General features: G+C 33.8%; 25 protein-coding genes. 11 read left to right on the top strand and 14 right to left on the bottom strand.

Annotation, left to right across the window (positions count from 1 at the left end; all coding sequences use genetic code 11):
* Nucleotides 1–12: 12 nt before the first annotated feature.
* On the bottom strand, nucleotides 13–1,437 hold the full coding sequence (locus KHA87_RS03025; RefSeq protein WP_213092626.1) for a M20/M25/M40 family metallo-hydrolase: 1,425 nt from the start codon (nucleotides 1,435–1,437) through the stop codon (nucleotides 13–15).
* 505 nt (nucleotides 1,438–1,942) lie between these two features.
* Between KHA87_RS03025 and KHA87_RS03020 the strand changes: the two genes are divergently transcribed.
* The gene (locus tag KHA87_RS03020; RefSeq protein WP_213092625.1) at nucleotides 1,943–2,149 is read left to right on the top strand and encodes a translation elongation factor Ts; all 207 of its coding nucleotides are present in this window, start codon (nucleotides 1,943–1,945) and stop codon (nucleotides 2,147–2,149) included.
* A gap of 95 nt (nucleotides 2,150–2,244) precedes the next feature.
* Here the strand turns inward: KHA87_RS03020 and KHA87_RS03015 are convergent, their stop codons facing one another.
* From KHA87_RS03015 to KHA87_RS03000, 4 genes are all read right to left on the bottom strand, one after another.
* Nucleotides 2,245–2,481, bottom strand: coding sequence for a phosphotransferase family protein (locus KHA87_RS03015; protein WP_213092624.1), 237 nt, complete (start codon nucleotides 2,479–2,481; stop codon nucleotides 2,245–2,247).
* 171 nt (nucleotides 2,482–2,652) lie between these two features.
* Nucleotides 2,653–2,976, bottom strand: a complete 324-nt coding sequence (locus KHA87_RS03010; RefSeq protein WP_213092623.1) for a hypothetical protein — start codon at nucleotides 2,974–2,976, stop codon at nucleotides 2,653–2,655.
* 134 nt (nucleotides 2,977–3,110) lie between these two features.
* Nucleotides 3,111–3,581 carry a GNAT family N-acetyltransferase gene (locus tag KHA87_RS03005; RefSeq protein ID WP_213092622.1) on the bottom strand — a complete coding sequence of 157 codons (471 nt, stop codon included), beginning with the start codon at nucleotides 3,579–3,581 and terminating at the stop codon, nucleotides 3,111–3,113.
* A 334-nt stretch (nucleotides 3,582–3,915) separates the two neighbouring features.
* Nucleotides 3,916–5,154: an MDR family MFS transporter gene (locus tag KHA87_RS03000; RefSeq protein WP_213092621.1), complete on the bottom strand. Its 1,239-nt coding sequence runs from the start codon at nucleotides 5,152–5,154 to the stop codon at nucleotides 3,916–3,918.
* A 643-nt stretch (nucleotides 5,155–5,797) separates the two neighbouring features.
* Between KHA87_RS03000 and KHA87_RS22355 the strand changes: the two genes are divergently transcribed.
* The 3 genes from KHA87_RS22355 (at nucleotide 5,798) to KHA87_RS02990 (ending at nucleotide 7,113) form a co-directional block, all read left to right on the top strand.
* On the top strand, nucleotides 5,798–5,926 hold the full coding sequence (locus tag KHA87_RS22355) for a hypothetical protein (RefSeq protein ID WP_283249409.1): 129 nt from the start codon (nucleotides 5,798–5,800) through the stop codon (nucleotides 5,924–5,926).
* 8 nt (nucleotides 5,927–5,934) lie between these two features.
* On the top strand, nucleotides 5,935–6,114 hold the full coding sequence (locus KHA87_RS02995) for a hypothetical protein (protein ID WP_213092620.1): 180 nt from the start codon (nucleotides 5,935–5,937) through the stop codon (nucleotides 6,112–6,114).
* Nucleotides 6,115–6,534: 420 nt separating this feature from the next.
* Nucleotides 6,535–7,113, top strand: coding sequence for a GNAT family N-acetyltransferase (locus KHA87_RS02990; protein WP_213094226.1), 579 nt, complete (start codon nucleotides 6,535–6,537; stop codon nucleotides 7,111–7,113).
* A 140-nt stretch (nucleotides 7,114–7,253) separates the two neighbouring features.
* On the opposite strand, the gene KHA87_RS02985 is transcribed toward KHA87_RS02990, so the two are convergent.
* Together KHA87_RS02985 and KHA87_RS02980 are read right to left on the bottom strand one after the other, a co-directional pair.
* Nucleotides 7,254–7,952 carry a hypothetical protein gene (locus KHA87_RS02985; RefSeq protein ID WP_213092619.1) on the bottom strand — a complete coding sequence of 233 codons (699 nt, stop codon included), beginning with the start codon at nucleotides 7,950–7,952 and terminating at the stop codon, nucleotides 7,254–7,256.
* Complete coding sequence (locus tag KHA87_RS02980) at nucleotides 7,949–8,362, bottom strand: P-loop NTPase family protein (RefSeq protein ID WP_213092618.1); 414 nt, start codon at nucleotides 8,360–8,362, stop codon at nucleotides 7,949–7,951. The genes KHA87_RS02985 and KHA87_RS02980 overlap by 4 nt, the downstream gene beginning before the upstream one ends.
* 253 nt (nucleotides 8,363–8,615) lie before the next feature.
* Here KHA87_RS02980 and KHA87_RS02975 point away from each other — a divergent pair, with 253 nt between their 5' ends.
* The 3 genes from KHA87_RS02975 (at nucleotide 8,616) to KHA87_RS02965 (ending at nucleotide 10,858) form a co-directional block, all read left to right on the top strand.
* The gene (locus KHA87_RS02975; RefSeq protein ID WP_213092617.1) at nucleotides 8,616–9,476 is read left to right on the top strand and encodes an alpha/beta fold hydrolase; all 861 of its coding nucleotides are present in this window, start codon (nucleotides 8,616–8,618) and stop codon (nucleotides 9,474–9,476) included.
* Nucleotides 9,477–9,624: 148 nt separating this feature from the next.
* A complete protein-coding gene (locus KHA87_RS02970) occupies nucleotides 9,625–10,278 on the top strand; it encodes a DUF2306 domain-containing protein (protein WP_213092616.1) in 654 nt (217 codons plus the stop codon).
* 10 nt (nucleotides 10,279–10,288) lie between these two features.
* Nucleotides 10,289–10,858 carry a histidine phosphatase family protein gene (locus KHA87_RS02965; protein WP_213092615.1) on the top strand — a complete coding sequence of 190 codons (570 nt, stop codon included), beginning with the start codon at nucleotides 10,289–10,291 and terminating at the stop codon, nucleotides 10,856–10,858.
* Nucleotides 10,859–11,033: 175 nt separating this feature from the next.
* Here KHA87_RS02965 and KHA87_RS02960 read toward each other — a convergent pair whose 3' ends face one another.
* Nucleotides 11,034–11,471, bottom strand: a complete 438-nt coding sequence (locus KHA87_RS02960) for a hypothetical protein (RefSeq protein WP_213092614.1) — start codon at nucleotides 11,469–11,471, stop codon at nucleotides 11,034–11,036.
* Nucleotides 11,472–11,473: 2 nt separating this feature from the next.
* The gene (locus KHA87_RS02955) at nucleotides 11,474–12,085 is read right to left on the bottom strand and encodes a TetR family transcriptional regulator (RefSeq protein ID WP_213092613.1); all 612 of its coding nucleotides are present in this window, start codon (nucleotides 12,083–12,085) and stop codon (nucleotides 11,474–11,476) included.
* Nucleotides 12,086–12,656: 571 nt separating this feature from the next.
* On the opposite strand from KHA87_RS02955, the gene KHA87_RS02945 reads away from it, so the two are divergent.
* Both KHA87_RS02945 and KHA87_RS02940 read left to right on the top strand, forming a co-directional pair.
* Entirely contained in the window at nucleotides 12,657–13,304 is a 648-nt protein-coding gene (locus tag KHA87_RS02945; protein WP_213092611.1) for a PadR family transcriptional regulator, read from the top strand.
* Nucleotides 13,279–14,532, top strand: a complete 1,254-nt coding sequence (locus tag KHA87_RS02940) for an MFS transporter (protein ID WP_213092610.1) — start codon at nucleotides 13,279–13,281, stop codon at nucleotides 14,530–14,532. The genes KHA87_RS02945 and KHA87_RS02940 overlap by 26 nt, the downstream gene beginning before the upstream one ends.
* A gap of 209 nt (nucleotides 14,533–14,741) precedes the next feature.
* On the opposite strand, the gene KHA87_RS02935 is transcribed toward KHA87_RS02940, so the two are convergent.
* A complete protein-coding gene (locus tag KHA87_RS02935; protein WP_213094225.1) occupies nucleotides 14,742–15,251 on the bottom strand; it encodes a GNAT family N-acetyltransferase in 510 nt (169 codons plus the stop codon).
* Complete coding sequence (locus KHA87_RS02930) at nucleotides 15,251–16,225, bottom strand: Gfo/Idh/MocA family protein (RefSeq protein ID WP_213092609.1); 975 nt, start codon at nucleotides 16,223–16,225, stop codon at nucleotides 15,251–15,253. The genes KHA87_RS02935 and KHA87_RS02930 overlap by 1 nt, the downstream gene beginning before the upstream one ends.
* Nucleotides 16,226–16,342: 117 nt before the next feature.
* Between KHA87_RS02930 and KHA87_RS02925 the strand changes: the two genes are divergently transcribed.
* On the top strand, nucleotides 16,343–17,212 hold the full coding sequence (locus tag KHA87_RS02925) for a LysR family transcriptional regulator (RefSeq protein ID WP_213092608.1): 870 nt from the start codon (nucleotides 16,343–16,345) through the stop codon (nucleotides 17,210–17,212).
* 334 nt (nucleotides 17,213–17,546) lie between these two features.
* Here the strand turns inward: KHA87_RS02925 and KHA87_RS02920 are convergent, their stop codons facing one another.
* The 3 genes from KHA87_RS02920 to KHA87_RS02910 form a co-directional block, all read right to left on the bottom strand.
* The gene (locus KHA87_RS02920; RefSeq protein ID WP_249310090.1) at nucleotides 17,547–18,854 is read right to left on the bottom strand and encodes a serine hydrolase domain-containing protein; all 1,308 of its coding nucleotides are present in this window, start codon (nucleotides 18,852–18,854) and stop codon (nucleotides 17,547–17,549) included.
* 225 nt (nucleotides 18,855–19,079) lie between these two features.
* Complete coding sequence (locus tag KHA87_RS02915) at nucleotides 19,080–19,772, bottom strand: acyltransferase (RefSeq protein WP_213092607.1); 693 nt, start codon at nucleotides 19,770–19,772, stop codon at nucleotides 19,080–19,082.
* Nucleotides 19,773–19,837: 65 nt separating this feature from the next.
* Nucleotides 19,838–20,821, bottom strand: a complete 984-nt coding sequence (locus tag KHA87_RS02910) for a glycosyltransferase family protein (RefSeq protein WP_213092606.1) — start codon at nucleotides 20,819–20,821, stop codon at nucleotides 19,838–19,840.
* Between the two features lie 139 nt (nucleotides 20,822–20,960).
* Between KHA87_RS02910 and KHA87_RS02905 the strand changes: the two genes are divergently transcribed.
* Nucleotides 20,961–21,962 (top strand): DUF4855 domain-containing protein, encoded by a 1,002-nt coding sequence (locus KHA87_RS02905; protein WP_213092605.1) that lies wholly within the window; start codon nucleotides 20,961–20,963, stop codon nucleotides 21,960–21,962.
* Nucleotides 21,963–21,989: the final 27 nt, after the last annotated feature.

Here is a 21,989-nt window from a genome sequence, read left to right as displayed (position 1 = left end):
TTTTCACATCCTTTATAATTCGTAAGTATAAAGACTTCGGAACGTTTTAATAGCTCTTTTAAAAAAGTCCATCCGCAGGTTTTCATTATGTGTATGCTGGTTACAATCAAAATTAGAAGTTGGTATTCCTATCACTGGTACATTAAAATTTTCAAAAATGTACAATGGGAGACTTCCTCCCTCTGTTGGCATAATGACAATTTCATCTCCAAAAACCTCTTTAAGTGAATTTATTACATATTGCGCTTCTTTTGACCCGTAGCTCGCTTTAGTTGCAGGGAATCCGGCTTTTTGTTTAACCACAGCAATCTTACCAAAAGCTAGCAAATCTTCTAATCTAGGTTCTTCTTCCATAAGAGTCCATCCTTGCTCATGGATATGAGCTTTAATCAAATGCAGGGTTTTCTCAGGGTCCATTCCCTTCACAAGCCTGACATCGAATTCAGCTGTGGAATGAGATGGGATAATATTTCTACCGTTTTCCCCTACATAACCACCAGATAAACCCCTTACATTTAAAGTTGGAAGATTAATTAATTCCTGGAGAGATAACTCATTGATTTCTGGCTTTTGGATACCAAACTTTGCGTTTATGTCATTTTCAACCTTTGGTATCTCATTTATTATTTCTTTCTCTGTTTTGGTCATTGGAATCAGATCATCATAAAAATTGTTAATAGCTACCATCCCTTTTTCATCCTTCATTGTGGAGATAAGGGTGCAAAGCTGGAAAGCTGCATTAGGAAGGTAGTTACCAAAATGACCACTGTGTAAATCCACTCCCCCGGTATATACACTTACATTAAATTGTAAGATGCCTCGAAACCCTAACTCTATAGTTGGCAATCCACTTTGATGAGTTTCTCCAGAAGCAGAAATGACTAAATCCGCCTTCATTTTATCCCAATGTAATGATAGAAGTTCTTTAAGACTTGGAGACTCCACCTCTTCTTCACTATCAAAGAGGAATTTAATATTAACCTTAGGAAAAAGGTTCTCCTCACGAAGAATATCAAGTGCCACTAACGATGCAATAATTGAATTTTTGGAATCAGCTATAGATCTTGCAAAAATTCTATAATCTTCAAATTCATTTATAGAAATATCGTCAAGGTTCATTGATTCACCATCTAAGCTTTTTCTGAGAACTGGCATGTAAGGAGGAGAGTACCATTCCTCCTCTTCCACTGGAACACCATCAAAATGGCTATAAATTAAAATGGTTTGCACTGCACCTGGAGTACTTAGCTCCCCGAATACTAATGGTCGATTTGTATGTGTATCCAGCAGTTCCGTTGTTATTCCTTTACTTTCCATTATGGACTTTAAGTATTCTGCATTATTTCTTATTTGATTTGGATCATAAACATTGTTCGGAATACTTGTGAATTCCATCAATTCCTTTATATATTCTTTTAGCTGCTCATTATTTATCATCGTTCCGTAACTCCTTTCCTTATTAGGAGATGCTGATAATATATTTACACTTTTATCTAAGGGCCTTCTCTTTAAAAATTGTTGTTAATAAAAATCACTAATTGGGAAGTGTGGTTTTCATATTTTGCTACTTTAGGTCTGTTATAACTAAATGTTGATTTTACTGTATTTGAAAAATAAACGACTCCGTTTAAATTGGAAAATACCCATATTTCCTTAAAAATAAAGGGAGTTTTTCCGTTTATATTATTCAAATCTTTGGTTTTTGTCTTATTTAGAGCTATTTATCGGAATATCTCCGCTTATATCTGTTTCTTAAGCTTCATCAATATACATTAGCAGGAAATTCTCCGCCTATGAATTCTCATACTACACTAGAAGGTCAAGAATGAATAATAACAGAGCATTTCATAAAATATGTCTAAATAAATATCGAACTATCAATTATCTATTTGAAAACTCTTAAACAGAGATGAAATTTGTTTAATAAATAAAATTCTTTGCCTTGATTGAATCAAACGGAAATCTAGACGGGACTATTGAGGTTCATAGAAAACTAGGCCTCACTACAACGAACAAAAAAATGGGACATACAACTTCTGAAGGTTTATTAAATGTTTATGTTACTCCAGACCAAAGAATTGGTGCAATGATAATCGAAGTTAACGGTGATACAGATTTTGGCAGCAAGAAATCGACTCTTTTCTTTTGACATTGGGATTCTAATATATACATAATATCTTGTTTAGATTACGGTATTTAATTTCACGACTATTGCAAAACAAACAAGTCCTAGCATGAGGTGTTTTATATATTGTTTGAAGGCAGCAATATTTCCATTTGTATACACTGTCGTAAATCTTGCACCAAAATTGTAATATCTCTTAATGGTGAAGCTAATGCCGCCCACTCCCAATCAATGTACAAGATAGACCCATTTATTTTTCGAAAAATATTATCTAGATGAGGATCACCATGTGTTAGGACTATTGGCCCTTTAGCTTCATAATCATTTGGCCCAATAAATTGCAAGGACCTTTTCACTATCTCCATCCAAGAAGATTTATTCACCCCTAATGTTAATGATTTTAATTTATATAGTTGCTAACAGCACCAACTGTACCATTCTGTGTTAGAATCAAGTAATGGTAAGCTAAGTACAGGTAAAGTTGATTATTAGTTGTATGTAACTCTGTTAACCTCAAAAAATTTTCGTTAATAAAACTTTTTTTGATTAATAGGTAACTCAGTAAATACTTTTTTCAATGGGGTACCAAGGTCCTCCATAAGTATTGCTTCTGGTTCAGTAGCCCAAACCTTAACAACAGGGAAAAAAGATTCTATATCAGGAAATAGTTTGTTGTATATTTCTATCTCATTCTTCCAATCACCAGCAACCTCTTTATAGATTAACCTCTTTCTTTGATTTCTATCATCCAATATCGTTATTCTATTAATATTTCCAGAATGTAATCCTATAATAGGTTCTATATCTACTAACTTCCATCTAGTTTCATTAAGTCTTACTAACCGATCCATCTAATCACCTTCATTAAATTGTAGATATAAAAAATATTCTTTTCAAAATCAAATGTCAAACCCCTAATAATTTGAAAGATATGAATCGACTTGTAGTATTTTGTAAAAAAGCTGGACTTTTACACCCTGCTAATTTAAATAATGAATTTTTGAACGGATCTTCGATTTTCATCATAATACTCTGTGTAATTCCCCTTCGAGATATCAGATATGACACTTCGCCAAAACGCCTGAGCAGGATAATTCTTAGCAATTTGTGTTACCTTCCAACTACCAGGGAACATCTGAAATAATTGAATGGCGGCTCGTTTGCCTAATCCCTTTCCGCTGTATTTTTGAATAATAAAAAATTCCTTTATGGTATTTGGATTTCCATCTTTTTTACTTTCAATTAAAGAAAAACCAATATATTCATTTTCGAGCATTATGAAAAAAGGATGTAAGTCTGAGTTCTCCCAATATGGATCTAGATCAAACGGTTTATACGCGCCATTTGCCTCCAATTTAATTTCAGGAATATATTTACTAAACTCATAGATATAAAATTGCATAAGGTTATGTAGGACCGGTTTTTGTTCTTTTAACACTTTAATTAGCTTCATCATCTTTATTCTCCATATAGATTTTTAAAATTTATATAATAAAAATTTTATTATGGACTGACCGTTATCGTTCCAGGGTTTGAAATGGTTTCGTGTCAAATACTTTGATTTGCAAATAACCCAATAATTGCTTATTGTTGAATAAATGGGTTCCTTCTATTAAAACGTTTGGCTTCGTTACATTGTCCAGTAATGTAATTTTGATACTTAATAATTGGTTGGTACCATACATAACGTATGTGAAAATTCCCAAAAATTATATTTATTCTTTGGTTAGTTTACAATCCTATAAGATATAATCATATTCCCTTTTATCAATTATTTTAGTAAATACATTTTAGAAAATTTCAGTATTTTGTCTTAACCGTACATCTTTTTTTAGAAATGTTTGACCAAGCTGGAAGAAGGGATATGCACTTAATGTTAATAATGCAAGGATTCCAAATATCAAGATTCCGTTATTTGTCCCTAAAACACTTAGTAACACTCCCCCGATCCAGGCACCTGTACTTTGACCAATAAATTGAAGTCCCGCGGCTCCAAAATAAGCTCCCCTTAAATGTCCCGGAGCAATGTCACTAATTAAAACATCTCCAATAATAAAACATAATATTTCTCCTACTGTAAAAAGGATGATAGATAAAACTAATAAAATCATAGAGCTTGAAAATCCAAATCCCCAAATTCCTAATGCAAAAAGAAAACTGCCTAACTTTAACGCTGTTAGAGGTAGGTATTTTTTCATTATTTTTACAATAGGAAATTGCAAAATCAAGATCGCTATTGCATTAATAGCAAAAAGCAAGGAATATATACTTATATTTTCGGTGCCTAAATATTGAGACAGTGTCGTATCTAATTGTGCATAAGCACCAGTTGTGAAAATATTTCCAATAAGAAAGAACCTAAATATTTTATCTGATGCAATTATTCTCATGCTACTTTTCATAGTGACTATTTCAGACGGTGAAATGTTATTCTCCGAGATTGTGTATTTTGTTCTACAATTCATAAGCAAAATCCCACAAATAAAGTATATGATGGCTGTGAGGAGAAACATCAGTGAATTTGTGGAGGTTCCTAAAGAAAGACCTACTAAAGGACCAATTGCACCGCCAATATTAATTGCAAAATATCGTATGTTAAAAACATCTATTCTCTTGTCTTGAGGAGTAACATCCACTAACAAAGCCCGTGCAGTAGGTTCAAATAAACTTCTGCAAAAACCATTAAGTGCATTAAGTAAAAAGAAATGCCATATCTGATTTGCTAAACCCATTCCTATAAATACCATAGCCCACACAAACATGGAGAAAATCATAACTGGAAATCTGCCAAAACGATCTGACCATGCACCGCCTAAAAAACTAGCAAAAGTACTAATAAAAAAACTTACACCTAGTATCGCTCCTGTAATTGCGTTTTCATAGCCTTTTATTTCATGGAGATAGATTCCCAAAAAAGGGATACTCATAAAAAATCCTGCTCTTGAAATGAATGTACCAACTAACAATGCCCACACTAAAGGTTGAAAAGCTTGGGCTTTTGTTTGAATTAGAAAGATAATTTTATACATTATTCCCACCTATATTTTTATTTAGATTATAATGATAAATTATCAATATTTATAATACTTCTCCCTTTAATTATTGCTTTATTTAATGTGCAATTTCTGAAAAGCATCTTACGTTTAAAAATGTTAGGCTACCCAAAAAGGAATTAATGGATGGTAATGACTTGGAATACTAGATTAGCTTGATATATTGACTCATTCAAAGGGAATCATATTTTTTAATTAATGGCTTTACAATAGATGACGTGTTCATGTATTTTTTTTGCATAAATGACATGTCCCCTATTTTTAAGGAGTTGAAACAATGAGCTTTACCTCTAAAAAAATGGAGTCTATACGTTTCTTGATTCATGCCGCTCAGCGAGAAGGAGAACGCATCCTCCAAGACGCGACTAAATCAATTGGTCTTACCCCAGCTCAATCTGAAGTATTACATATCTTAGATCGATTCGAACCCCTTTGTCTAAAGGAGCTTGGTTCTTTACTTATTTGTGAATCAGGTAGTCCCTCTAGGCTTGTTAATACCATGGAGAACAATGGCTAAGTTGTTCGAAAAGAAAATGAAAAAGAACGGAGATATGTGACATTGCATTTAACAAAACATAGAAAAGGAAAAGTATCACAAATGAAGAATTCGGAGGAGAAAATGTACAATATCATGTCATCCACTTTTGATCCCAGTAAATTGAATGCTCTTCATGATGCTTTGATTAAAGTTTTCCAGGATCATCCTTCTGCGGAAGTATTAAAGAAGAGAAATTTAATCTACTGGTAGTGTAAAAAATGAATCACTTTTTACTTTGTATTCAATTATTGCGTTTGACTTTTATTATTGGAGAAGGAGCTGCTTTTGGTGGAGCTATTCGCCCTTTGTTCACTCAGACAATGGCGTACTCGAATGCGGATCATGAATTAGAGTCCCTGCATATTAGTGTTTGGAATACCTATAACCGTTTTCCTTAATAGCAATGTGTCTCTTCCTGCTATTACAAATCATTTCATACTTTATAACAAAGCAACTTCATATACAATCATTCTCTTTATCTTTCATTCTTGTTGCTCTTTTATTAATCAAAATAATCATTGATTCCCATTTGAAAAAAAGAGCAATAGTTAACAAGCAAGCTTTTGAATCTTCTGAACGAAAAATGATAAAAAGGTGGAATATATCTCGATTCTAATATTAATCCATTCAACTATTGTTTTTCGTATTATTATTCATCCAAATATCGTCTTAGCTTGGGGCATTTTTCTAAAGAAGGTTATTCTTTCATTACCAAAAGTTAGGTCGATACTATCGGTTTTCGTCTGAAAAAGTAACAAAGTCTAAGAAAAGAGCCTTAATATATATCTTGAAATAAATAATTGGAGGATAAATATGTGATGGACCTAACAAATATTACTAGATTATCAGGCAATAGGGTGTGCTTACTGCCAATGGAAGAGATTCATGCCGAGGAATTATATTCAGCTGGAAATAATCCACGTATTTGGAAGTATACACAAGGATATATAGCCTCAATAGAGGATGCAAAAAGCTATATTCACCATGCACTAGCGGCAGAAAATACCATTCCTTTTGTCATTTATGATAAAATATCTAAGAAAATTGTTGGCAGTACTAGACTATACAATATTTCTGAAAGTAACCGCTCTCTCGAAATAGGAGCTACGTGGCTTTCTCCAATGGTATGGAGGACACATGTTAATACGGAATGTAAGTATCTGCTTTTAAAATATTGCTTTGAAGAATTGAAAACCATTCGTGTACAGTTTAAAGCTGATCTACGTAATATTCGCTCACAGTTGGCAATAGAAAGAATCGGTGGTGTAAAAGAAGGTATTTTAAGAAACCATATGATTCTTCCAGATGGTTACATAAGGGATACTGTTTATTACAGTATAATCGATTCAGAGTGGTCCATGATTAAAAATAAAATTCAAGATTACAGCCTATTATGAAAATAATCAAAAACCCCTGTTATCACTTCAAAAACAGGGGCTTTGAGTATGGTTACATTTTAGTATAAAAGTTCAGAACTTAGCCCGTAACATTTGGATGTCGTACGAAGAGCATTCCTCTAGAAGGAATTATGTTCATGTCAACCGATCCCAATTTTTTTATATTCCAAACCAAGTGTTGTCCAACGGTCACATAATTGTTCTCCCTTTATCACTAGTTTATCTGGTGTATCCAGATAAAGAATAACAGGGAGATTTTCTACGTAATACTCCTTTTCCGTTTTTTTATAGAGGCTCTTACGTGTTCCAGTTGGGTCAATCATAAATGATCCTTCTAACATAATTTCAAACTCATGTTCTTCATTCACATATTTTCCCACTGGCAGCGAAGAAGCTGAAATTTGCGTAGATATGATTTCAAGTTCACTTAGCATCATTTCTACATATTTGCTCCAACTGCCCTCAGATATTTCTAATGGAAGCTTCTTAAATGGAAAGAATTCAAATAATTTTTCCGCTGTTTTCTGATAATCTCGTAAAAATTCCTTGTATCCATTTGCGCCTTTTGGACGAGTTTGATAATAAGGAAGATGTTGATCCCTTTCCCATATATTCAAAAAAAACGGTATTCCACGGTTCTTTTCTAAATAGGCAATGGTGTCATTAACGTTATCCCTATAAAAATAAATAAGAACTGGGTCAAATTCTACTAATAACTGATAAATTTGGTATAGAAATGATTTAAGAAGCGAGTATGGTGCATTTTCCAATAAAAAGGTATATATCTGAAATTGAAAAATACTGCTATCTAACAAAATAATTTGATCATGATTTCTCATTTGACCGCAAAATGCTCCCATTTATCCAATGCAACATCTATGTACTTTTCTAATGGAAAATTCCAGACATCAAAATGCTTTAGCTCGTGAAACACTTCTTCATCAAGCAATCTATTCCATTCTATTTCTAATAAATCAAATGCTATATATTTATTTCTGGTTCTCTTTACTTGATTTAATATATTCGAGCTATTTGGATATCTCTGAACTAGTGATTGGTACTCACTATAGGTTAAACATGATTCATAAAAGAAATGGGTTGGATGCGGTTTCGCCATTTCATGAATCCATTTCGCGGGATATCCATTGCCTTCAAATTGTGATAATAGTATTCTTGAATTGGTTGATTTTCCAGTAGATGGTAAACCCTCCAGAAAAATGATTTTCGAGCGTATTTCCTTTTTAGACATATGATCCCTCTATTATTTTTTAATGCTTGGAAAGAAATTACTGAAATGATATAAATGATAGAACATACTTTTAAATTATCAAATTTTATATTTTTTTTCACTATAATTATTGCTTTTTGAAATGTGCAATTTCTGAAGAGCATCATCATTCTTAACATGCTATGCTTTAGAAAATGGCACTTATTGCAAGTTTCCAATATCAATGGTAAGTTATTTGTAATAATGGAAAATAATATGATAAAGCGGGTGTGAAATGACCTATTCTGTATTTAAAAATGAAGAAAAGAAGCGAAGGTATTATAAGAGCTATGATAGGTCTCTTGAACGTTGGAAGGTTAAAACCGAAAGTTTTTATATTGGTACTTCTTTTGGAAAAACGCATGTCCTTGCCTGTGGACCAAAAGATGCTCCTCCCCTTGTGTTACTTCACGGCATGACGGTTAGCTCTACGATGTGGTTTGCGAATGCACCTATTTGGAGTCAAAATTTTAGGGTATTTGCTATCGATATAACAGGGGACTTTGGAAAAAGTGAGTGCACGAAACCGATCTCTTCCACAGAACATATTAATGTTTGGTTAAATGAAGTACTCGATGCTTTAAAACTAAATGATATTTTCCTAGTGGGTCACTCGATGGGTGGCTGGATTTCCTTACAATTTAGTTTACATTCTAATCGTGTAAAAAAATTAGTTTTACTTGCCCCAGTTATGAGTTTTGCAAGTCTAAATTGGAGGTTCCCTATTAAATTGTTCCCATCATTATGGTTTCGAAACTCTTTCTTTATAAGAGCTTTATATAATTGGATGTTTGCCAAAGGAAATGAACCAGATGAAATATTGTATCAACAATTTCTTTGCGGATACAAATATGGAAAGATTCAATTAAGGGTTGTGCCAAAAGTTTTTAACAGAACCGAATTGGAACAACTACTACCAGAGACGCTTTTATTAATCGGCGATGGAGAAGTGGTCTATTCTTCTACAAAAAAGGCCACTCAGTATGCATCCAATTTTCCTAAAGTTAAAACGAAATTAATTCCAAATTGTTCTCATTGTTTGCCTGCCGAGCAAAAAGATATTGTAAATGAATTAGTAAATGATTTTTTACTATAACAAACAAAAAAACCTGCAATTTTATACAGATTGTAATAAAAGCTCAAACATTTGATTAAGGGCAGATGTATTCTTATAAATAATATTTAAGATTAAAGAGGGATTTAGCAAAAATGATAAATGTCTCATGCTAGAGGGGGGATTTAATATGAACAAACGTAAAATAAGTTTGTCTATTTTGCTCTGTTATTTAGGAATTCTGATCTTTTTGGGGTATATTTTACTTGCATACGGCTTTAACGATCCACGAAAAGCAGGCATTGTATCCGGAAAATTTAAAAATCCTAACTTTTCATTTAATACTTGGAAGATATTTTTTTACTTACATATTGTTACAGGTGCTATTTCTTTAATCCTTGGACCTTTTCAGTTTTTAAAAAAGAGTCGCAAAAAAATTCACATACATCGGTGGATTGGCAAAATTTATGTTACATCGATTTTCCTCAGTGTTCCCGCTGGAATATACCTTGCTTTTTATGCAACTGGCGGTATTGGCAGTACGATTGGATTTCTAATTCTTGATATTTTTTGGTTCACAACAACATTTATCGGTCTGAAACGAATTCGCGAAAGGAATATCCAAAGCCATCAAAGATGGATGATCCGAAGCTATGCTGTCACACTAGTATTTGTAACTTTCCGGCTGGTACTGCCTATTGTGCTATTAATCCATCTTGGATTTGCAATCGGCTTTCCACTTTCTGTTATCGTTTCGATTATCATTAATCTCTCCTTAGCTGAAAGATACTTGAAAAAGAAGCGAAAAAAGATTGCAAAACCCGATTACATGATCAAGATGTAAGGAGTGTCATATGGAAATTACATTGATAAGGCATGGTAAATCTTTGTGGTCTGAAAATAAGCCTATAACCTGTCCTGAGCTTAAAAGTTGGGTTGAAAAATATGATTGTAATGGAGTGTTTGAAGAGAAAATTTATCCTACGGAAACTCTTGGAAAAATAAATAAAGCAAAAATGGTCCTTACTAGTGATTTGAAAAGGGCTATTGACTCTACAAAATTTTTAAATCCTAACTTACCAGTTATTTCAGACCCCTTATTTCGTGAAACAGAATTACCCATCCCTTTAGCAAAATTGTGGGGATTGAAATTAAATCCAAGAATTTGGGCAGTCATTTTGAGATGCTTATGGCTGATAGGTTATTCAAGTGGGGGCGAATCTTTCAAAGATGCTCAAATAAGGGCTGCAAAGGCTACAAAGCTTTTAGTTGAATGTGCAAAAGTGCATAATAATGTAGTTTTGGTTGGTCATGGATTTTTTAATATGCTGATTGGAAAAGAACTCAGAAAAATAGGTTGGAATGGAAGGAAGAAACCAAGCTCTAAACATTGGAATTCTACAACCTATTTGTTTAATCAGTAATATATTAAAATAGGCTGTTTTCTTGATTTTGATGCTTTTAAAAAGAGAATCTAAAAAAAAATGGGCTTGGATTTTAATCCGAGCCATTTTTTAATTTCCCATTGTGGTCCTTATCATATCATTATAAACTGCTGGATTTATAGTCCTTTACCTCTTAATCAATTAAAATCCATGATTAGATAAATAAATAAATGCCTTGAATAATCATAGTTAACGATAAAAGCACCCCTACTCCAAAATGTTCTGCATCTGGAATAATATGATTCTTTATGGCTGGTAAAAACTTATATGTATTTCGGAAGTATTTATCATAATCCGATCGTACTTGGTTCGGATATCCCGTTAAATAAGGAATCCACCATGCAAATAAATGCATAACCATAATAATACTGGTCATGATAAAGCCTACCCAATGCCAAAGACCGCTATTAAAGAAAAAACATGCGGAGATAACGACAAGTGGCGGATAATTTCCTAATACTTCGTATTTACGCAGTCGCTTATCCCTAGAATGAATATCATTAAAGGGAAATAAATTAACAAAATCAATTACCATTTGGTACCCAAGAAATACTAGGGGTAACACAATTGCCAAAATATGAAGATAAGACATTTTTATTCCTCCTGTATTTGTAATAAATGCTTGATAATAAGCTTTAAAGTATTAATTTGATTGCGAGCCTCAACCAAGTCCTTCTTTAAAAATAAGGAGCTGATATTAAGGCCTTCCAGTGTTGAAATAATTGTTTTTGCGATTACCTCTGCTGAAATAATTGGTAAGAATTCACCTGTTGTAATTCCATTTTGTATAAGGGATAAAAGTTCCTTGGTAGCCTGTTCATATCTGTTTTCTAATATGGCAAGACGTTTTTTCTCTCTCCAGCTAGTCATAAAATATTCATAGGCTACTGGTACGATACTACTATCAATGTTTTCGGAATTTTCTGTCTGCGAGTCCAAAAAATACTCTATTTTTTCCCATGCGGTACTAAAAGCTATTTTTTCTTGGAAATCTCTTCTAGAATGAGACAACTCTAAAATTCCCAGAAAAATTTCTTCTGTACTAGAAAAATAAAAATATAGGCTTCCGAAGCTTATGCTTGCAGCTTCTTTAATGTCTTTCATGGTTGTAGGTTCGAATCCTTTTTTGCAAAACACTTCGGTCGCTGAATGTAAAATTTGTAGTCTTTTCTTCTCTTTATATTCCGCTGAAACTTTTGGTGACAAAAGTTTCTCACCTCCTAAAACGAGAATGTTCTCATTTTTATTTTAACGAGAATACTCTCAGTTTTCAATCATAAAAATAAATTTTATTGAAATAGAGGAAAATCCACATTGAAGAGCAATTTCGGTGATAGTTTGACTCTTTTGATATCTTAATAATTTCGCTGCCCTTTCAATACGGAAGCGATTAATAAAATTATGCAATGATTCGGCGACGATCCCTTAAATATCTGATGAAAATGGGATGGCGAAAAAGTTGCAATGCTTGCTAAAGCTTGTAAGGATAAATCTGAATCTAAGCTCTGATTAATATAAACTATTACTTTAATTTCGAATTGTATATTCTTTATGTTTTCATTGCTATACACCACGTCTTATCTTGTCTAATCTGGGTTAGAACTTTGGGAAATATAATTCTATATAAATCCTCTTTTTACTTGTTTCAAATAATTGCTTACATATTACGTATCAAACACTAAAGATTTTCAAATTTTTAAAAAATAAAATTGACAATATTCAAATATAAAATTAATATATCAATATGATATATCATATTGATGTATGGAGGATAAAGATGTCATTAGATTATTTAATTTTAGGATTCCTAAGTATGCGTCCCGCAACAGGGTATGAGATTAAATCTGAATTTGAACAAACACTTGGCGCTGCCGTGTGGGGCACTATTTCATATGGAAATTTATATCCAAAGCTCAAGGATATGGAGCAAAAAGCTTGGATATATGTGTTAGATGAGAATGGGGAGAGAAATAAAAAAGTATATGATTTAACGCGCGAAGGGTGGCTACAACTTGAGAAGTGGTTAGGAGTAACTCCTGAATATCCTATGGTTAAAGATGAACTTATTTTAAAAATGATTTTCTGGGGGATTAGCCGTCCAAATGATTCCAAAACATTAATAGAACATTTGCGTTCAAGAGAAGTAAAAACCAGGGAATTACTTAAAGCTTGTGAAACTTGGCGTGAAACCTATACATGGGCAGATGAGTATGGAGTTCTAGCTTTTGATTATGGGGAGCACAGGTATAGAGCAGAACTAGATTGGATTCAAAAAACAATCGAAACACTGGCTAATGAATCTCTAAAACCGGGTGTCGATAAATGGAACCTATCGATCATCCAACAAGAAAGAAGGAAAATAGCTTTACAATTATGGGATGAGGGGACGAAAATGAACGATGATGATGGCACCGTTAAAAATTAAAAGCTACCGCCATTTATTTTTGGGACAATTTTTCTCAGATTTCGGGGCATTTCTCGATATCATCGCTCTAAACATCTTGATCATTTATGTTTGGAAGCTTGGCCCAGCCTATACGTCCGCTTTATTGGTCATATTTGCCATCCCAATGGTTGTAATTGGGCCGTTTACAGCAGTTTGGGTTGATAGACTTCCAAAGAAAGTGATTATGTTTACATGCGATATTTTGCGCGTAGCGATTGCCCTTTCACTTGTTTGGACAACAAATGTATTTGCACTGTATGCTCTTGTCTTCCTTAAAACCATGTTTGGAGCAATGTTTGACCCTGCACGACAATCGACCATTAGGCGAACGGTTCCAGAAGAGTTATTACTTCAAGCAAGTACATTAAGCCAAATATTAGCTAATCTAGTAAAAATCATAAGTCCAGCAATCGGCAGTGCCTTGATGTTAGTTACAAAACCTTCCTCATTATTTATTATTGAATCGGTAGGATTTTTCATATCTGCTGTATTTATACTAGGAATTCCTAAAATAAACGAAGAAAAGAAAGAAACTAGTAAAAAGGAAAACTCTTTCTTTTCAGAATTAAAAGCAGGGATTGTCTATATTCGTTCCAATTGGTTGCTCGGATACAGTATGATTTTCTTAAGTGTCGGAATGCTTATTGTTTTTCTGCAGGAAGCTTTAACGACACCCTGGGCGAGGAATATCGGATTTACGGAGTCACAATTAGGGTATATTATGACGGCAAATGGAATTGGATTAGTAATCGGTTCTTTATCTGTAGGGAAGTGGACATTTTGGAAAAGTAACCCCTTACGTTTGATGATTTATTCGGGAATCGCTAGTGGAATATTTATGGCTCTATTTGGGCTAGGTGATATAGGGATATTATTGCTTCCGAAAATGGCTTGGGTACTCGTATTCTTTATCATTGGAGTTACTGCTTCAGGTGCATATATTCCATTTGGCTATACACTGCAGAGAGAAACACCGGCCAACTTAATGGGGCGCGTATCCGGTGTATCCAACTCCATGATCAATAGCTCCATGCTAATAGGTCCTATTGTTGGAGGCCTTCTTGCCACACTCTTTGGAACAAGTGTTGTTTTCATTGGTGCAGGTTTACTGTTAAGTCTTTATTCATTTATTGTCTTGATAGTTTTAAGAAGAAAGTTCATTCTTGTTCAGGAAAAAACAGTTGATACTATTTCTAGTAAACTCTAAGTATTTTTAAATGGCCAAAGTTTCTTCGTAAATAATTCTATCATTGTGGAGAAAAACCTTACATAACAGCCTAATAACATTTGAAATCACTTCTTTGTTCACATAGTATTTAGCACCCCAAAAGCTCAGAGTTACTCTGAGCTTTTGTTATTTATCATACGAAAAAATAAATTTTACATTATCCCCGAAAACTAGTTCCAGCGTTTCAATTAACTTAGCTTTTTATAATACAAAACAGTAGCATCTAAGTTTCCATTTTCGGATTTTGCATAATCGGGAATTCGACCGACTCGAATGTATCCCAGTGAGGTATAAAGGTTATTGGAAGGGTCGCCCTCCCTTGTATCAAGAACAATTAACGATCTTCCCTCGTGTATGGCTCTATTCTCTGCCATCTGCACAAGCGATTTGCCAATACCTTTACTTCGATAGTCAGGATGCGTCATTAACTTTGCTATTTCAGCTCTATGATTACCATTCTCCTTTGTACATAAATGTAACTGTACACTTCCTACGATTCTTTGATTAATTTTTGCTGCAATCAGGATAACATTTTGGGCTAATACGCATAACCAGTATTTCTTTGCCTCTGAAAAATCTAATGGTGGTAAGAATCCAATGGATGCACCATCATCCACAACAAGTTTCAGAAGATCTGACAATTCATATAGATATTCTCCCATTCTTGTTATCTGTTTTAATTCCACATCATAAAGCATCACAACTCATCTCCGTAATAATTATGTAAAAGATTTTCCAGTACCTTTTGAATTTCATATCCTTCTTTAAAAGTCACTAGGGTTGCTGGTTGACCTTTAATCGCATTCAGTACATTTCCTACTAAATCAAGAAGATGATTGATAGGATTCTCATCTCCTATTTTAGTTAAAGCTTGGTTCTTTTCTCCAAAATAAATATTGTTCCAATCTTTTAATGACACAACCGCCTGTGAACCATAAACAGTGAACTCCATTTCTTCCTTTTCAGCTGTTCCGCATAGTCCATCAAATATTATTGGGATACCATTATCTAGACGACTCGTTGCCAGTAATCCAGTTTCCGATACTTTACTATCCTCGGGATATGTAACAAGTGAACGAAGATCCTTCATATATCCAAATAAATGATGAATTAATTGAATGTAATGCGGCATGATTTCCCTTATGAATCCACCTTGCTCTCTCGTATTAATCCAATTGTTTTTTTGCCAACCCCTTGGCCATTCTGGGAAATATGACTTAACTTGAATCCGTTGTATGGATCCTAAACAATTTGAAGTAACGATTTTATTCAATGTTTTGTATGCATTCCGGTAATATGTAGGGAAATTCATAGCATGAACCACCGCTTTTTCTTCTGCAGTTTTCCACATTTCCTTCGCCTCTTTAAGGGAGTTCGCCAATGGTTTTTCACACAACACATGCTTATTATTTTTTAATGCATCCATCACGATTGGATAATGATATTTTGGTGGCACTGCAATATAGACTAAATCTACGTTTTCATTCTGTAAAACTTCAAGATAATTTGTACATATAGGAATGGAGGTATACCTTTTGGAGACCTGATATAATATTTTTTCGTTTGTATCGCAAATTCCTACAATATATGAATTAGGAAGTTCATTGAAAGCTTCCAATACCTTTTGTCCGACGCCTCCCACACCAATAATACCAACTCCAATTTTATTCATTATTTTTCCTCCCTTGAAAATGGAATTTTCTTCTTTATAATAAAATCAGGAAACATATAAGTAAAATGAATATTACAAATGCAATACATAAGAAAAATTAATGTTAGGAGATACACTATGGTTTCTTTAGGACAATTAGAGGCCTTTGTCAAAATTGTAGAAGATAAGAGCTTTACACGAGCTGCCGAAGCACTCCATCTTACTCAACCAGGTATTAGTCATACGATATCTTCCCTTGAAAATGAATTAGGAGTTACCTTATTTAATCGAAATAAAAAAGGGATAGAATTAACTGACGCTGGAGAAGCATTGCTGCCATTTGCTAGAGAAGCACTGCAGCAGATTGAAAAAATGAAACAAACTAGTGCAGAATTTTTAGGATTGAAGAAAGGGACCGTTAAGTTAGGCGGATTTCCAAGCATTATGGCAAAATATGTTCCCTCTTTGATCGCCTCTTTTCAAAGGAAATATCCCAATATTCGATTCTCACTTTATGAAGGATCGTATGAAAAAGTAGTGGAAATGCTGGAAAAAGGAATAATTGATATAGGCTTTACGGTTTCACCAGTACCCAATTACTTGAAGTTCATACCTTTAATTGAAGACAAAATGATGGTTGTATTACCTTGGAATCACCGTTTAGCAGAAAAAGATCATCTTGCATTGGAGGAAATTTCAAATGAAAGATTCATAAAAGATTTGGGCTGTGAACGCTATTTAAAGGAATTATATTTGAATAACTCTCCAAATATTGACTTTGCGATATCTGATTTAAATATCATATTATCCCTCATTCATGAAGAGTTGGGGATTACCATTCTACCTGAAATGTCCGTTTCAAACCTTCATTATAATGTAAAAACAATAAAGCTTGATCCTCCTGTATCAAGAAATATTGTGATTTGTTATGATGAAAGACGGAATCTCCCTTTAGTAGGGAAGGTATTTTATGATTTTGTGGCGGAATGGTTTATGCGGGAAAGTTAATCAAATATATATATATAAATATGGAGACTTATATTGACAAGGCAGCAAATATAAACTTATCAACTATCATAAATGCCTGGTATCAGGCAGTCAAACTAATGCACAATAATCCAAGTCTATGTAAAATATCCCGCCTTGTAGATCCATTAAGACCTGTTAGGCGGGAGAATGTGAAAATATAAATATACTATAATATAAATCCTCTTAGGTGCTTTATTCTCACCTATCCATTCTGGAATAAGTGGAATGGTTTATAGCTATCATAAGATTATAAATACTGACAATCATAATTTATTATTAACCATTTTCTTCCCTTTTCCTTAGCCATCACATATTACGAGTTTTGTTTATAAGCCATAAATTTTTCTCCATAATAATTGATATATTCGACATACTCTATTTCACCAGACAAGGAATAATTAAATACTAACTGTTCATTAATCATTTCAGTTATAAAGGTGGTTTTTGTTAATTCATGACGAACAGGGACCAGCTTAAATTTGTACAATACTCCATACATTTTAGCTATTGTTAAGTATAGTTCACCATTTTTTAAAGTGATGTCTAAAATTCTATTTTGTTCCTTTTCAATAAAATATTCCCCTGCCAATACACCAGGATTTGGAATACTGATTGGAACTGCTGGTATAGGCAGTGATACTTCTTCCTCAAATATAACCTTAGCTATTTCCTCCGCTATATGAGATACAGGAGTTACATTCATATTGCTTAAAAAGATTATCGTTACTTGATCATCAACAAATCGAATAAATTGACTACAGTATCCGCTAATATCCCCAAAGTGGTGGGTGCATGGTCTCCCTAGTATTTCAGATACTACCCAGCCGCAAGCATAAGAATCACGATTAGGCGTAAACAATTTTTTCATTAATTCTCGGTTAAGTAGCTTAGAGGAGTTTAATGCTTGGTCCCAAATCAACAAATCCTCCGTTGTAGAATATAATCCGTGAATTCCTAAAGGGAATGACAAATCTGCATAGGCTGCATGAATGGGGTTTTCCCAGAATGAATAGCCGGAAGCCAAATTGGGTATGATCTTAATTCCATCATCACACCCAGTATTATACATCCCTAACGGGAGGCAAATCTCTTCCTTTATGTATTCTCCGTAAGGCATCCCTGAAACCTTTTCTATAATAGCCGTTAAAATGGCATATCCTGAATTGGAGTATTCAAAACTATTGCCTGGTTGGAAGTTTAATTCAAGATTTTTAAAAGAATCGATTATCTCTTGTAATGTCGAAGGAAGCCGCATCGTTGTAAACCAAAAATCAGGAAAACTAGTAAAATTGGGTAAACCCGATGTATTGGTTAAACAATGATAAATCGTAATTTCATTATGATGCGGAAGATCCGGTAAATACTTGCTTATGCTATCTTGTATATTTAGACTACCCTTTTCATGTAGCAGAAAAATTCCCAGGGATGTAAATGCTTTTGTAAGGGAACCAATACGGAATTTAGTTGTAGGCTTGTTAGCTATGCTGTGCTCTATGTTTGCGATCCCAAACCCTCTATTTAATAAAATATTTCCTTGTGAAGCTATTAATATAGAACCATTCAAATATCCATTTTTTTCATATACATCTGCCCATTTACTGAGACGCTCTTCTAATAACAAATTAATATACCCCTTTACTAATAATATCAATGCTTAGATTATATATAGAATATTCTTCTTTTTCAAAACCTTATATCTAACCCACCCCCATGTTAATACAACGTATCAAAATAGGTTTTTGTTTCGAAAATCTTCAAAAAAAAAACAAAAAAGGCAGCAACCTCTGCCCTTTTGTCCATCAACTTTTCGCATCTGATAAGCAACTTTTCATTAGATGCCGTTTTTCTACTTAATTACTCTCCCCGGATTTCCCACTACTGTTTTACCTCCAGGAACATCCTTTGTAATGACAGCCCCGGCACCAACGACTGCATTCTCACCAATCGTAACCGCCGGTAGCAAAGTTGCGTTGTTACCTATTTTTGCTCCTTTTTTAATGATGGGTCCTTGATGTATAAAATTACCCATTCCCATATATTTATCGTTTGAACTCGAGCAGCATGGACCTATAAATACATCATCCTCGATTAACATGTCAGCGGTAATATAGCAGCCTGTCTGAATGGTTACTCTTTCTCCAATTTTTGTATCGGTTTCCACCATAACATTTCGACCTACAATACTATCTTCCCCCACTGAAACCTTCTCACGGATACTTGTTAAATCACCAACAAAAACACCTTTTCTTAATTGGACGTTTCGGTATATCACACTATTACAACCAATGGTCACATTATCCTCTATAATTAAGGGTTCGAGGTTTTGTTCAGGTTTCCGCGCCATTTTCTTATTTGTAGAGGTTGTTTTACCTAACACAGTTAAATCTCCAATATGAACATGATTACCGATTATAGTATCCTTCTTAATCACAACATTGTGTCCGATTACAACATTGTCTCCGATTATTACGTTATTTTCTATTACTACATTTTCGCCTATTTTCACTTTATCTCCAAGCTTCACTGGCTTCATTACCATAAACATTCTCCTTTTACTACGATATAAAAGTATCTAGCCCTATCACTGGAAGTCAAATGTCTTCCTTATAAAGCTTCATATACCTTTATAAGCTCCATTACAACCTTTTCAACAGAATGGTATTTCTCCACATACTGTCTGCTTGCCATACCGATTTGGTTACGTAGAGAAGGGTTTTGAACTAATTCCAGTAAAACTTTATCAATGTTTTCTGGAGTTGCTTGAACAATTGGTAAGTCAACAGGAAAATGATTCCTTACATCCTCTCTGATATAGGCAATAACAGGCTTACCCATTGCCATCGCCTCAACACTAAGCATTCCATACGAACCGCATAAAAGCTGATCGATAATAATATCTGATTTCATATATGTTTGCATTGCTTGTTCATGAGAAACCTTTTCAAGGAGCCGAAACGAAAATGTACTTTTCCCTTTTATTTTTTCTATAGCTTTCTCCACATATTCCGAACCTTTAAACGCTCGATTAGTAGGAGCGTGAATGATCAATGGATCATTATTCGTCACGGATGGATAAGCAGGTTCAATATCTTCCAAATTACATGCTAACGGGAGTATATATACTTTTTTGTAATAGTCTTTAACATATTGATATGCTTCATAATCCTGTACGATGGCTACATCAATAAATTGGGAAAGGAAAGATAACTGCCTATCTATTTCTTCATCCGAATAATAAGTAGGTGGTAAAGGATAAGGATTTAGTTTCTTTACCAATTCATGTTTACGTACATCGCTCCCCCAATGGTGCATTATTAATTTTTTGCCTTTTGCTTTTAGCAGAGGAATATCTGCAAAATCCGTTAAAAAAGTATTAGTATTATAAAAATGGAAAATTTCCACATTATCAATTAAAAATTGAAAATCCTTTAATATTTCAAATGCATCTGTGTTAAGAATATCATTCTTGTAATTTAGAAAGGTGTGAAATCCATTAAACCCTGCGACTTTGTGGCCTTTTTTTCTTAATTGCTTTGTTAAAATTCCCATTTGCCCAGCTATTTCAGTTGGAGCGTGAGCAATTTTCATATTCATCTCTCCTTCCTCTATATTGTATTCACATCACAAAATTTGGATTGGTTGATTTCACTAATATAGTAGTGTGCGGATACAGATAAATGTTCATGGTCATATACTATATGGAATTAAACAAAATGGAGGGATTAAATTGGAAAGCGGATATATAACCGCTGAGGAGCTGGGCATACAAAATCATATATGTGTTCTACCCTATGGTGAAAATACAAAAAATAGAAAAGCTCTTTGGTCCACAACAGATTTAAAACCCTATCAATCATATTTAATTGATGGAAGAACCTATGATAGACTTTTTCAAGGATTTATATTTAACCCAATCAACGGAAGAGAGGATCATTATATTTATCCTACGTTTGCTAATTTCGGAGAATTGGCAGACAAAGAGGACTGGAAAATCGCCTTGTTAAGACTATTTGAAAATAAATATAATTTAGATGCACTCGCCAGAAATACAAAATCCGGATTTAAGACAGATGTTTGGATTACTCTCCCCTATCCGAATTCTTTACAAGAACATTTCGGTTCCGTAAATGGGAGAAATCTTAATTTTAAAAATGAAAATGACAGGGAAGAAGCAATAAAATGGTGGGTATCCCGTTTTCAAAAAATGTGGAATCAGGCCGCGATTCTCCATGAATCACTTATATTTAGGGGCTTCGTTTGGCAGCGTACCTCTATTAGTAATAATGACATAGAGCTGGTAAAAAAAGTGAATGCTTATATTCACAGTAATGGTTATCTATCGTTATGGCTACAGCAATACGGCTCATGTGGTTGTCCAGACTGGAAGGAATTTGGGTTCGATGCATCTTGCACCCATCCAAATTTCTATGGAAATACAGACCACGATTTTTCCTGGATAGCCAATTCAACTGTCTTCGCAAATCATTACCGATTAGGGATGCAAATTGTATTTGGCAAAGGGGAATTATTTAAAGACAGACATTTATACGATCATTTAAACTATGGAATATACAATGACTATATGCGTAGCAGTTTACTCGTTTATCAATTTCCTAATCAAACAATGGCTGAGATTTATCAAAATCATCCTGACCAATATATTGCCTTATATTCTTTTATTAAAAAGACATACAAACCAGTATATCCAACAGCAGCTTTTCCTGCGTAAAATAACAAATAAACAGTGCATAGAAAT

This window comes from Bacillus sp. FJAT-49736 (genome assembly GCF_018343615.1).
In the GTDB taxonomy this organism is placed as follows: domain Bacteria; phylum Bacillota; class Bacilli; order Bacillales; family Bacillaceae_C; genus Margalitia.
The sequence above is the reverse complement of the archived record's forward strand: the minus strand, read 5'-3'. Positions and strand labels throughout refer to the sequence as shown.